This is a genomic window from Comamonas sp. 4034 (assembly GCF_050434545.1).
GTDB classification, from domain to species: Bacteria; Pseudomonadota; Gammaproteobacteria; order Burkholderiales; family Burkholderiaceae_C; genus Comamonas; species Comamonas odontotermitis.
The window spans coordinates 152,711-163,440 of the sequence record NZ_JBNDIT010000010.1 but is presented as its reverse complement, the minus strand read 5'-3'; the positions used below and the strand labels follow the sequence as shown (position 1 = coordinate 163,440).

The following is a 10,730-nucleotide window of genomic DNA, read 5'->3' as shown; positions in this document are numbered from 1 at the left end:
ACCGAGCTGGGCACGCCCCAAACGGTGGCCGTGGCATAACTACGTCTGGGGTTTGGGGAGACTCAGTCCCAAACCGATTTATGCAACAAGGCCACTTGACAGAACCAAGAAAGGTGTCAACCCAATTCAGGACGGGTCACATACGTCAGAAAGGGGGGCTTGGAACGAAGAAAAGCCCGCCAGAGGCGGGCCAAAGTCTGTCCATGAAGAGACTCCAGTATAGAGGATGGCTCTGCGTTTGTATCATCGATAGTTACAAACAATACGGGGGAGAAGATGGGTGAATCGGCGGCTCTTGGGAAATTGGGGTAAGTCCGGCGCTTAGCGAGACGGCGGAGGCTCCTTCAGCAAAGGTGGCGCAGCAGACGGGTCTGCCTCCATAGACTGATTGGCTGTGGCACACCGAGCTAGCTTGCCAGCATCACCAGGAGAACCGTGCATAGCAAGGCAACATAGACCTTGGCGTGGATGCCGTCGGGAATCTTGCCGATCCATAGCGAGCCCAGCCGAATGCCAACCCACGATCCCAGTACCAAAGCCATGCATGCACGCACATCGATGTAACCGACATGCCATGCTCCCAGCGCAGCTGCACGCCATGCGAGCAATGCATAGGTGGCCGAGCCAACGATGGCCATCGGCAGCGACAGTGGATTGGCGGCAGCTGTTGCTGCCGTCATGCTGGCACCGCGGCGGCGCATCAGCGGAACCGTCATCACGCTTCCGCCCACACCCAGAAACGCCGCGATTGCGCCAATCGACAGGCCGGCCATGGCCGCTACGGATTTTTCCAGAGGGCGAATCTGTAGTGCGGCACCCCGGGTGAAGCCGGGGCGAAGGAGGCTGTCGAGAATGGTCAGCCCTAGATAAATGATGAACGCCCAGCGCACCCAGCTACCGCTCAGCATAAGCGCGGCAATGGCGCCGGGCACCGCGCCAAGGGCGATGTAGCCCATGAGTGGGCGCACCTGCCTCCATGGCACGGTGCGTGCCTTGTGGTGCCGCAGCGTAGCCATTCCAGCCCCGAAAACCATCACACAGGTAGAGGTGGCGACGGCGACATGCATGGCGGCCCGGCCCATTTCGCTATCGGCGCCATACACAGCCAAGAGTACCGAGTACAGGACAGGAACGACGACAAAGCCGCCTCCAAAACCAAACAAGACGGTAGTAACGCCAGCGAGCACACCAAAAAACAAGATCAGAAAATACATGGGAGGCAGTCATCGAGATGTTGCAAAGCTCCACGATAGAAAGAAGTGGTTTGGCTGGCATTCGATAATGAGTCAATGACCCTTGCTTTTAGGCCAGACTGTTCCGATGCACAACATTCCTCTTGATTCCGTGGATGCAGTGGCGCGGCCTTTGCTGGCCATTGGCACTGACTATCCGCCCGGCACGCTGCTGGACACCCATACCCATCGTCGTGCGCAGGTGCTCTATGGGATGTCAGGGTTGATGGAGGTGGAAACCGACGATGGCGCGTGGGTCATTCCCCCCTACAGCGGGGTATGGATTCCTGCGGGCAAGCGGCATCGGGTACGTATGCAGGGCGTCAGCACGCGCAGCCTCTATATCGAACCTGGTGCCGCTCCGAGAGCGGGCGCGCATTGCGAGGCCCTGGTGATCACTCCGCTGCTGCATCAGCTGCTCCTGGCATCGCTTGCCATGCCTGCACTCTATGACGAGCAGGGGCGAGACGGCGCATTGGCCCAACTGCTTTTGCACGAGGTGCGTCTGGCGCAGACCATGCCGCTATATACACCGATTCCACAGGATGGGGCGCTTGCCGGGCTGTGCAAGGCGTTCCTGAAATCTCCGTGCATTCAGGTGGCGCCGCAGGAATGGGCAGATCAGTTGCACAAGAGCTTGCGCACTTTCACGAGGCTGTTCAGGCTGCAGACCGGAATGAGCTTTGGTGCCTGGAGGCAGCAGGCATGTTTGCTTGCTGCTCTGCCCAGGTTGACGGCGGGGCAATCGGTTACGCAGGTAGCACTTGATCTGGGTTACGACAGTCCCAGTGCGTTTTCGACCATGTTCCGCAAGCGGCTCGGGCGGGTGCCGAGCGATTTCATCCGGTCGGCACCTTCAGACCCGAATCCGTGAGCTCCAGGGGGGCGGGCGGCGTCGCTGCGGCTATGCGTCTCGGTGATCGGCCTCTCCGGCTTTCCAGTATCCCTTGGCGCTGAGGCAGTGGCGAGGAATGTCCCGCTCCTGCAGGTAGTGCATTTTCAGTCTCCGGATGGCAGCCGATTCTCCCGCTATCCAGATATAACCGGCCCCTGTCGGCAATGGGCGGTGCAACAGCGACTGGCACAGGGAGAGGCCGTGCTCCGCTTGTGCTTGGATCCATTGGGTGCGCAGTTTGGCCGGGCTGTCGATTGGCTGCTGATCTTCCGGCGAAGACACCTCCGCATAGATCTTTACGTTGATATCAGCGGGCAATCGGCTGGCAATGCTCTGAATGCCGGGCAGGGCGGTTGCGTCTCCCGCCAGCATGACCCAGCTTGCATTGCCAGGCAGAAGGAACCCGCCGCTGCGTGGCCCCGCAATCCCCAGGTGTTCGCCAACCGATGCGTGAGAGGCCCAGGCAGAGGCGGGGCCGGAGTCGGCATCTGCGCCATGCAGTACAAAATCCAGATCCAGGGTGCCCGCTGCGAAATCAATGCTTCGCACGGTATAGGCGCGCCCCTCGCCAGAAGGAAGAAAGACCTTGACCCAGGCCGCAGGGTCGTTGATGCCCTCGGTGTCGAGAAGCTCGGCCATTCCTTCGCCACCCACCGTGATTCGTTGCATATGTGGCGTAATGGAATGGACGGCCTGCACAATTCCCAGGGCTTTTTTGGTGTGTGGCTTGGAAACAGTCTCAAGCATGGCGTACTCCTGCATGCGAGAGGTTGTTGTCGGTGGCATGGATGCGGTTCAGCATCGATTACTCCAAATATGAGCATTTGCTCGATATATGAAATAATATGAGTGATAGCTCATGTTGAAAACTCGCGTTTGGAGAGCGCCATGCCTGACTTGCCGCAACCCCGGCGTATTCCTCGCCAGAGCCGTTCTCGCGCCTTGGTGGATTCCATTCTGGAGGCAACGGCTCGCGTTTTGAGCGAACGTGGCTATGCTGGAACCAACACGAATCTGGTCGCCGAGCGCGCAGGTGTTAGCGTAGGTTCCGTGTACCAGTACTTCCCGAACAAGGATTCGCTGATCACCGCACTGCATGAGCGGCATGCTGTAGAAATGCACGCGGCAATGGAGACAGTGCTGGCAAGGACGCCATCGCTGGGTCTGCGAGCGCAGTTGGCCGCCATCGTGCGCGCATGGGTGGCAGCTCATCAGGTGGCGCCAGAGCTGCATCGCGTGCTGGAGAAGGAGTTTCCATTCTTCGATGCACCGTCGGACCAGAGCCCCGCCGATCAAAGCATTCACAAGCGCGTTCGCCAGTTGCTGGAAGACCACCGGAACGAGTTGGTGCCGCAGGATCTGCATCTCGCAACCTGGATAATTCTGCAGAGCATGGAATCACTGATCCATGCTGCGGTCATTCCGCCAGGCGCCCCACATCCGATCGAGAAGACCGAGCAGGCCATCATCGACATGCTGGCTGGCTACCTCCATGGCAGCAGCAGGGAGCGGCCTAGGCTCAAGTCACCTGACTCTTGCAGGGACGCCTAGCATCCTGGCCGAGCCCATGGCCAAGGCATACCGGCGGAGATCTTCATGTCTGCATGCAATGGATGTGCCGGTGCTGTATTCTTTGGCAATGAGTGAAAAACGAGAGAAGAACATCCAGCTGGCCCATGCAGTGCTGGACTGGAACCGAACCTACCTACGGCACGATGCATCACTGACCGAGGCGATGGTCAGTCAGTGCTTTGGGGAGGATTTCATTGTCGAACCCAATGGCAGACACTACCAGGCCAACCCCAGCAACTACCTGGAGTTCCTCAATGGAATGCGGGCGTCGATGGCAGGGATCGAGTACCAGATCATTCACACCGTGGCCGACGATGACGCGGTGGCGTTCGATATGGCTGTGCAGATTGCCCATACCGACGGACGCCAGGAGCATTTCATTGCAATGCTGTTGATGCGGTTCGACGACAAGGGCAAGGTTGCGCTCTGGAAAGAGACATACCTGCCGCGTGTATAGCTCCGGGCAGCGGGTGTATGAAAGAAGGCGCCTCCGGCTTCATGGCCGGGGCGCCTTTTTCCTTTTCGGCACTGTCGTCCGGGTATCAACGAAAGAGCACGCTGGCGCGATGGTGGCCTAGCCGGCGAGAAACCTCTTCACTGCAAGCCTTGGCTGCGGCGGCCTCCTTGCCCTCCCAGTCGGTATCGAAAGAGCGGGTGCGACCCATCAGCGTGATACCCAGAACAATGTTGCCCGAGTAGTCGAAGACGGGCGCCGCGAAGGACGACACGCCGGGCGTCGGGTTGTTGATGGTGCGAGAAGTGCCGTGCTTGCGGATTTCGCTCACCACCGTTTGCAACTCGTCCCGGTCAATCGAGGCCGCAATATCGGGCCCCAGGCGCCGTTCATCTTCCAGCAGCGATTCCTCGATGAGCTTGGCGGGCAGGTAGGCTGCAAAAAGGCGCCCCGTCGCGGTGCCTGCCAGCGACATGACGGTTCCCGTGCGGATGTTGGTGTGAATCGTCGAGCTATGGTTCAAGGACGTGGCAACGCTCGAAGCAGCATTCAACTCCCAAGCGGGCAGGAAGACGATGGCGCATGCAAAGACCTTTCTGTCCCAAATCACCGCGTTTGTGGTGGGCGAGCGGAAAATTCTCTAGTGAAAGAGCGGCTGGAGCAGCGCCGCCCGATTCCAGCCGCCTGTTTGGAAACGTATGTATGTGTAGCAGGTCTTGACCGTTGCGCGGCATGTCCTACCCGTGTGCAACAGGCTCGACTACCCCGCCGTGCCACACAGGCACGTAGCATGGATACTAGGGCAAAGCAATGGTTTTGACTGCAGCGGCCGCAAGGCCCGCAATGCTTTGTCTTTTGTTCAACGCTTCCCAAAAAGGAGGACAACATGGATACCGTTCACACCGCATCCAGCGTCATCTCTTCGGACAAGGTTCATGGCACGAACGTGTTCAATCCCAATGGAGAAAAGCTGGGCTCGATTGCGTCTCTGGTGCTTGACAAGCTTTCAGGCAAGGTTCGCTACGCCGTCATGGAGTTTGGTGGTTTTCTGGGCATGGGCACCGATGTCTACCCACTGCCCTGGGAAACCCTGAAGTACGACACCGACCTGGGTGGCTATGTGGTGACCTTGACGCGCGAGCAACTGGAAGGCGCGCCGCGTTATGGGCGAGAGACGACGCAGGACTACTCTGATGAATACGGCCGCAAGGTGCACGATTACTACGGCGTGCCCTGGATCTACTGATCTGACGTCCATCGCCCATTTCGGCAGAGCGCAAGCCACCTTCGGGTGGCTTATTCATGGGTATCGCTTTCTGCGGTGTAGATCCTATTTTGATAGCGGTCTGCGCAGATCAGTCAAGCGCCCAAAGCTTGAAACAATGATTTTTGCAGTGGAGGCGTACCCGGAAAAACGCCGCGCAAGAGGGCGCGGCGTAGGGGGACAGGCAAGAGGTCAGGCTTTTGCAGGACGAGGGACGCCAGCGCCTTCAATGCTTGCTGTGCTGCTGTGCCAGCACACGCCTTGCCTTCTCGAAGGTCTTGCGGATGTCCGTATTGTCTTTGTTGGTGTAACGCAGACTTTTTTCGCCCGGCTTGGCAAGCAAGGGGCGGCTTGGCATGGTGAGCATCGGTGTCATAGGGCCTCCTGAGGGAATAGGCTGCAATGCCTACTGTCACCTATCAGGAACGGCTTGCCCATCAGTATTTGCCGCAATCCGGGCTGGGACTGCACCTACAGCGTATGAAAAGGCTCTCAAAAAGGGAGTCGTAAAGTCACAACAATCACAGTACCGAGGGCGAGGTTCAAGGCCACCCATTTGCGGATCTGGTCCATGGCCTTGCCTCCAGCCGGCCAGTCCTTGGCGTCCACGGCGGCGTTGAGCCGCTTGAACAGTGCAAATCGGATATGGCCGAACACCGCCATCATCACAAGTCCCAGCACCGCCATCACAATCCACGATACCGGCATGGGTGCCTTGGCGCCAGCCTGTGCGGCCATCTGGTGCACCAGCCCAATCATGCCCAGACCGCTGACCAGAATCAGCACGATGGCAATCAGAACGGCGGCAAAAAAGCGCTGCAGCACATCGCGCATCAGCGGCAGGCGCTGGGGCGGCGGCAACTGCGCTGCTGCAGGCCGAAGAAAGAAATGGGCGAATGCCATGCCACCCAGCCAGACGATGAGGGCGAGCAGGTGAAGCGTTTTGAGAATGATGTAGATCATAGGGGGCGGTATAGGAATAGGAGGACGGACGTTGGCCTGTATCGTACCTGCCTTGTCTGTTGAGCTGTTGATCGTTTAGTCATGCAGGCTGTCTACAGTCCCAGGCGAAAACAGGGCGGACGAGGGCAGAACCTGTCTGGCCAAAGACCACGCTGCATCGTGCGACATGGTTGCGGGCATTTGCTGGCGCTCTGGCTGGCTGCTACCATGCGCCGCATGTTGTCTTCTGCCTCCACGCACTGCCTGCACGCGCCAGTTGCCCTGCCTGGAGGCGCCGTGCTGCGCGGGATGAATTACAAGCCCGTCGCACATTCCCCCGCCCGGCGATAACCCCCACACTTATTTGCGCAAACGCAGTATCGCCGGGCTTCTATCCCGCGCGATCGCGGCTGCTCGCCTGCCAGGCGCCCGGCCATGGAACAAGCTCGTGACCACGCGCTGCGCCGTCACACGGAAGGGGAAGACCGTCATGGACCAATCCATGGAATTTACCAAGCAGTTTCTACGCTCCAAGAGCCCTTGTGCAATGGGTTTTCGCTGGTTCGTGCGCAACATCGAAGATGGCGTGAGTTACCAGAAGGCGCTGGACACCCTGGTGGCCGCTGGCCGCGTGGACGATGCGCTATGGCTGTTGAACAATTTTGGCCCCACCAATGCCGTGCTGCAACTGGACCGGCTGGAGGCCGATGCCATCGTGTTTGCCGGTAGCGTGCAGGTGCGTGGTGGCGTGGAGGTGGATGGTGCGGTGCACGTAGGCCGATCCCTGCAGGCGGGGGGAGGCGTGCGCTGTGGCCGCGATCTGGTGGTGGGTGAGGACATTCGCGCGGGTGCCAACATCTTTGCGGGGGGCAGGCTGCAGTGCGGCGGCCATCTGCGCACCGATTGGGGCGTGGATGTGCAGCAGGGCGTGACTGTCGGCGGCGATCTGCGCGTGGCCTGGGATCTGGTGGCGCATGGTGCGATCAGCGTGCGCGGCTCGGCCATGGTCGGGCAGGATGTGATTGCAAGCGACAGCCTCCATTGCGAGAAAAACCTGCGGGTGGGCGGGCATCTGACCGGGGCGGGCCCTCTGCGCGCGGGTCATGGTATTGCAGTGGGCGGCGCGATTGAAGGGGTGTCGCATATTGATGCCGGCTGGGGTATTCGTGCGGGCGAACACATCCACGCCAGTGGCGCCATCAAGGCCGGGGAGAGCCTGGCCGCAGGTGACGCCATCTGCGCAGGCGATGGTTACGGCGTGTTTGCAGGTCTCAATGTGCAGGAGGACAGCTGGGAAGTGAGCGGCCAGGTCTGGGCGCCCAGTCCGCCCGCGCGCTTGCGCAGTGGGCTCTGGATCGGCCCCAGCCTGCTGTGAATCTGAGCGGAAACTGCCTGTAGCGATAGATGGATGTACGCAGGCTGCTATGGAAAATGTAGAAGCCGGCTCAGAAAACGCCAAGCGCCAGGCCTGCCGCCAGCGCGGCGCCGAGTTCGCGGCAGCGCTGCAGATCGGTATCGGGAATGTACTTGGCGGCCAGTATCGCTTCGGGCGTCTGTGCATGGGTACAGATGATCAACGGCTCGGCCACCGGCTTGAGCCGCCAGCCTGTGGCGATGCGCTCGATCTGGCGCGCGGCGCCGTGGCCATCGCTGCCCGCGCACACCAGGCTTGCATAGGCACGGCCATTGATGCGATCGAGCACCGGGTAGTAACAGCGGTCAAAGAAATCCTTCATCATGCCGCTCATCGCTGCCAGATTCTCCGGCGTGGCAAACACATAGGCATTGGCGGCCAGCACATCGGAGGGCTGGGTGGCCTGCGCGTGCAGCAGGCGCACATCCACGCCGCCTTCTGCCAGAGCACCGTCGCACGCGGCCTGCGCCATCTGAAGCGTGCCCTGGGTGAGGGTGTGGTAGACGATGAGCAATTGAGGAGCAGCCATGGCGCAAGCATAGCGGCAAAGCTGGCGCCGGCATGGCCCGTGCCTTGTCATGTGCACGACGCGGTGTTGCCGTCTGCGTGGTAGCGCATGGTAGATTGGCCCTCTCATTCCTTCGGACCGACTTCCATGAGCGAAATGTTTGACCGCGTTGCCGCCAGTTTTCATGCCCAGGGGCTGATGCACACCCTGGGGGCCAGTCTTCGGCAGGTGAGCGATGGGGAGGTGCAGATTGCGTTGCCCTATAGCAAGGCCCTGTCGCAGCAGCACGGTTTCTTGCATGCGGGTGCGGTGACCAGTGTGGTTGACAGCGCCGCTGGCTACGCGGCACTTACCAAGGCGCCTGCGGGGTACGAGGTGGTCACCGCCGAATTCAAGATCAATCTGCTGCGCCCGGCCATTGGCGAGCACTTTGTGGCGGTGGGCAAGGTGCAGAACGCTGGCAAGCTGCTGACCGTGTGCACCGGCGAATTGCTCGCCTACACCGCAGACATCGACGCCGCACCCAAGGTGGTGGCGCTGATGCAGGCAACCATCGTGAACGTCAAATACTGAGCTCGATAGAAAAAAGGCTGCTGGCGCTTATCTGTCAAACGCCAGTAGCTATTGTTTTCATAGTGATTGAGGCTCAGTCCTGCCACTGGTACAGCGGGGGCTGTTTGCTGACAAAGCGCTGGATGGCCTCCTGGTGAAAGGCGCTTTCGCGGCACAGCGTCTGGGCCAGCGCCTCCTGCTGGAACACCTCGGCGCGCTGGCTCTCAAAGGCATGGTTCATCACGCGCTTGGTGTAGCCAATGGCTTCGGTAGGTGCACTGGCAAAGCGCTCCGCAAAGGCAATGGCATCGGCCAGCACATCCTCGCTCGTCACCCGGTAGGCCATGCCCAGTTGTCGCGCCTCTTCGGCACCCACCACGCGGGCGGTAAAGGCCAGTTCCTTGGCGGTCTGCAAGCCCACCAGGCGCGGCAGCAGGTGCATGGCGCCCAGGTCCGGCACGAAACCGATCTTGGCAAATACGCAGCAGAACTTGGCGCTGGGCGCAGCCAGCACGAAATCGCCTGCCAGGGCCAGCGACAGGCCCGCACCAAAGGCGCTGCCCTGCACGGCGGTGATGACCGGTTTTTCCAGATCGAGCAGCTCGTCAAACCAGCGGTGCAGGCCCAGCATGCGGTTGCGGCTGTCAAACACATCCTGCTTGCCTGCCACCGTGGCCTGCATGCTCTTGATATCGCCACCTGCGCAGAAATGGCCGCCCGCGCCGGTCAACACCACGGCCTTGATGGCGCGGTCGTCACGGATCTGGGGTATGAGGCGGGTGAACTCCTCGCGCATGCTCTGGTCGAGTGCATTGCGGGCTTCGGGGCGGTTCATGGTCAGCACGGCGGTACTGCCGTGCATGGTGAGGGTCAAGGATGTCATGGCGTGGCTTGGAGAGAAAAAACGGCTGTGGTGTGCAGGCTCATTCCGCCTTGATGTCGAGGCGCTTAGCAACGGGAATCCAGCGCTCGCGCTCGGCGGTGATGAACTGGCCCCATTCTGTGGCGCTTCCGGCAATCGGCTGGGCACCTATGCGACGCAGCTTCTCCTGCACATCGGGCTTGGCCAGCGACTGGTTGACAGCTTGGTTCATCCGGTCGATGGCGGCCTGCGGTGTGCCCTGGCGTGCCACCAGGCCGAACCAGGCACTTGCCTCGGTACCCGCAAAGCCCAGCTCGGCCAGTGTGGGCACATTCGGTATCTGCGGAAACCGCTGGTTATCCAGCACCGCCAGCGGCACAATGCGGCCGCTGATGGCCTGCTGCATCGACGAGGGCAGGGCGTCGAACATGATGTCCACATTGCCGCCCATCATGCTGGTGATGGCCGGGGCGCTGCCCGCAAACGGCACATGCGTTACCTTGAAGCCCATGCGGTCGCTAGCAAATTCGCCTGCCAGATGGGTGATGTTGCCGCTGCTGGCCGATCCCATGGTGAGCGTCTTTCCCTCTTTTTGCGCCTGCTGGGCCCTGGCGATCAACCCCTTGGCGTCTTGCACACCCAGATCCTTGCGGGTGACGAGCAACAGCGGCGCCTTGCCCAGGCCCGCCACGGGTACAAAATCCTTGGCCGGGTCGTAGCTCATCTTGGCGTAGATGGCGCTGTTGATGACGAGCGGGGCGTTCGAGCCGACGAAAAACGTCTGGCCATCGGCGGGGGCTCGCAGCACGGTTTCTGCAGCAATCATGCCGGCAGCGCCGCCTTTGTTCTCGATGACGATGGGCTGGCCGCTTGCCTGCCCCGCGTCGTGGGCCACAATGCGGGAAATCTGGTCGGCTGCGCCGCCTGCTGGGTAGGGCACCACCCATCGCAGCGGAGCGTCGGCGGCCTGGCTGTGCAGCGCCATTGTGGCAGTGGCTGCGCCTGCCGCAAGGCAGAAAGCACGGTGCAGAAAGT

At 60.8% G+C, this 10,730-nt stretch carries 14 protein-coding genes; 6 read left to right on the top strand and 8 right to left on the bottom strand.

All coding sequences use genetic code 11. The annotated features are described in order from the left end of the window. Positions 1–407: 407 nt before the first annotated feature. On the bottom strand, positions 408–1,214 hold the full coding sequence (locus tag ABIE32_RS12985; RefSeq protein ID WP_429016688.1) for a sulfite exporter TauE/SafE family protein: 807 nt from the start codon (positions 1,212–1,214) through the stop codon (positions 408–410). Positions 1,215–1,320: 106 nt separating this feature from the next. On the opposite strand from ABIE32_RS12985, the gene ABIE32_RS12980 reads away from it, so the two are divergent. Further along, positions 1,321–2,106: an AraC family transcriptional regulator gene (locus tag ABIE32_RS12980; RefSeq protein ID WP_429016686.1), complete on the top strand. Its 786-nt coding sequence runs from the start codon at positions 1,321–1,323 to the stop codon at positions 2,104–2,106. Positions 2,107–2,136: 30 nt separating this feature from the next. Here ABIE32_RS12980 and ABIE32_RS12975 read toward each other — a convergent pair whose 3' ends face one another. After that, positions 2,137–2,796 (bottom strand): siderophore-interacting protein, encoded by a 660-nt coding sequence (locus ABIE32_RS12975; RefSeq protein ID WP_429016684.1) that lies wholly within the window; start codon positions 2,794–2,796, stop codon positions 2,137–2,139. 219 nt (positions 2,797–3,015) lie between these two features. On the opposite strand from ABIE32_RS12975, the gene ABIE32_RS12970 reads away from it, so the two are divergent. Then, on the top strand, positions 3,016–3,678 hold the full coding sequence (locus tag ABIE32_RS12970; protein WP_429016683.1) for a TetR/AcrR family transcriptional regulator: 663 nt from the start codon (positions 3,016–3,018) through the stop codon (positions 3,676–3,678). 88 nt (positions 3,679–3,766) lie between these two features. Further along, a complete protein-coding gene (locus ABIE32_RS12965) occupies positions 3,767–4,156 on the top strand; it encodes a nuclear transport factor 2 family protein (RefSeq protein ID WP_429016681.1) in 390 nt (129 codons plus the stop codon). Between the two features lie 85 nt (positions 4,157–4,241). Here the strand turns inward: ABIE32_RS12965 and ABIE32_RS12960 are convergent, their stop codons facing one another. Then, the gene (locus ABIE32_RS12960; RefSeq protein WP_429016680.1) at positions 4,242–4,763 is read right to left on the bottom strand and encodes an IclR family transcriptional regulator domain-containing protein; all 522 of its coding nucleotides are present in this window, start codon (positions 4,761–4,763) and stop codon (positions 4,242–4,244) included. A gap of 276 nt (positions 4,764–5,039) precedes the next feature. Here ABIE32_RS12960 and ABIE32_RS12955 point away from each other — a divergent pair, with 276 nt between their 5' ends. Continuing rightward, positions 5,040–5,399, top strand: coding sequence for a PRC-barrel domain-containing protein (locus ABIE32_RS12955; protein WP_429016678.1), 360 nt, complete (start codon positions 5,040–5,042; stop codon positions 5,397–5,399). 244 nt (positions 5,400–5,643) lie between these two features. Here ABIE32_RS12955 and ABIE32_RS12950 read toward each other — a convergent pair whose 3' ends face one another. Both ABIE32_RS12950 and ABIE32_RS12945 read right to left on the bottom strand, forming a co-directional pair. Then, positions 5,644–5,793 (bottom strand): hypothetical protein, encoded by a 150-nt coding sequence (locus ABIE32_RS12950; protein WP_224149564.1) that lies wholly within the window; start codon positions 5,791–5,793, stop codon positions 5,644–5,646. A gap of 116 nt (positions 5,794–5,909) precedes the next feature. Then, entirely contained in the window at positions 5,910–6,380 is a 471-nt protein-coding gene (locus ABIE32_RS12945; protein ID WP_224149563.1) for a CopD family protein, read from the bottom strand. Between the two features lie 481 nt (positions 6,381–6,861). Here ABIE32_RS12945 and ABIE32_RS12940 point away from each other — a divergent pair, with 481 nt between their 5' ends. After that, positions 6,862–7,734, top strand: a complete 873-nt coding sequence (locus ABIE32_RS12940) for a hypothetical protein (protein ID WP_429016676.1) — start codon at positions 6,862–6,864, stop codon at positions 7,732–7,734. A gap of 70 nt (positions 7,735–7,804) precedes the next feature. Here the strand turns inward: ABIE32_RS12940 and ABIE32_RS12935 are convergent, their stop codons facing one another. Then, on the bottom strand, positions 7,805–8,302 hold the full coding sequence (locus tag ABIE32_RS12935) for a flavodoxin family protein (protein WP_429016675.1): 498 nt from the start codon (positions 8,300–8,302) through the stop codon (positions 7,805–7,807). A gap of 126 nt (positions 8,303–8,428) precedes the next feature. Here ABIE32_RS12935 and ABIE32_RS12930 point away from each other — a divergent pair, with 126 nt between their 5' ends. Then, complete coding sequence (locus tag ABIE32_RS12930) at positions 8,429–8,854, top strand: PaaI family thioesterase (protein ID WP_224149560.1); 426 nt, start codon at positions 8,429–8,431, stop codon at positions 8,852–8,854. Positions 8,855–8,927: 73 nt separating this feature from the next. On the opposite strand, the gene ABIE32_RS12925 is transcribed toward ABIE32_RS12930, so the two are convergent. Both ABIE32_RS12925 and ABIE32_RS12920 read right to left on the bottom strand, forming a co-directional pair. After that, entirely contained in the window at positions 8,928–9,716 is a 789-nt protein-coding gene (locus ABIE32_RS12925) for an enoyl-CoA hydratase/isomerase family protein (protein WP_429016672.1), read from the bottom strand. Between the two features lie 40 nt (positions 9,717–9,756). Further along, entirely contained in the window at positions 9,757–10,680 is a 924-nt protein-coding gene (locus ABIE32_RS12920; protein WP_429016701.1) for a Bug family tripartite tricarboxylate transporter substrate binding protein, read from the bottom strand. Positions 10,681–10,730: the final 50 nt, after the last annotated feature.

Coding starts and splice junctions, on each gene's coding strand:
- ABIE32_RS12985 (WP_429016688.1), bottom strand. CDS start 1,214: ATGTATTTTCTGATCTTGTTTTTTGGTGTGCTCGCTGGCGTTACTACC.
- ABIE32_RS12980 (WP_429016686.1), top strand. CDS start 1,321: ATGCACAACATTCCTCTTGATTCCGTGGATGCAGTGGCGCGGCCTTTG.
- ABIE32_RS12975 (WP_429016684.1), bottom strand. CDS start 2,796: ATGCAACGAATCACGGTGGGTGGCGAAGGAATGGCCGAGCTTCTCGAC.
- ABIE32_RS12970 (WP_429016683.1), top strand. CDS start 3,016: ATGCCTGACTTGCCGCAACCCCGGCGTATTCCTCGCCAGAGCCGTTCT.
- ABIE32_RS12965 (WP_429016681.1), top strand. CDS start 3,767: ATGAGTGAAAAACGAGAGAAGAACATCCAGCTGGCCCATGCAGTGCTG.
- ABIE32_RS12955 (WP_429016678.1), top strand. CDS start 5,040: ATGGATACCGTTCACACCGCATCCAGCGTCATCTCTTCGGACAAGGTT.
- ABIE32_RS12950 (WP_224149564.1), bottom strand. CDS start 5,793: ATGACACCGATGCTCACCATGCCAAGCCGCCCCTTGCTTGCCAAGCCG.
- ABIE32_RS12945 (WP_224149563.1), bottom strand. CDS start 6,380: ATGATCTACATCATTCTCAAAACGCTTCACCTGCTCGCCCTCATCGTC.
- ABIE32_RS12940 (WP_429016676.1), top strand. CDS start 6,862: ATGGAATTTACCAAGCAGTTTCTACGCTCCAAGAGCCCTTGTGCAATG.
- ABIE32_RS12935 (WP_429016675.1), bottom strand. CDS start 8,302: ATGGCTGCTCCTCAATTGCTCATCGTCTACCACACCCTCACCCAGGGC.
- ABIE32_RS12930 (WP_224149560.1), top strand. CDS start 8,429: ATGAGCGAAATGTTTGACCGCGTTGCCGCCAGTTTTCATGCCCAGGGG.
- ABIE32_RS12925 (WP_429016672.1), bottom strand. CDS start 9,716: ATGACATCCTTGACCCTCACCATGCACGGCAGTACCGCCGTGCTGACC.
- ABIE32_RS12920 (WP_429016701.1), bottom strand. CDS start 10,680: ATGGCGCTGCACAGCCAGGCCGCCGACGCTCCGCTGCGATGGGTGGTG.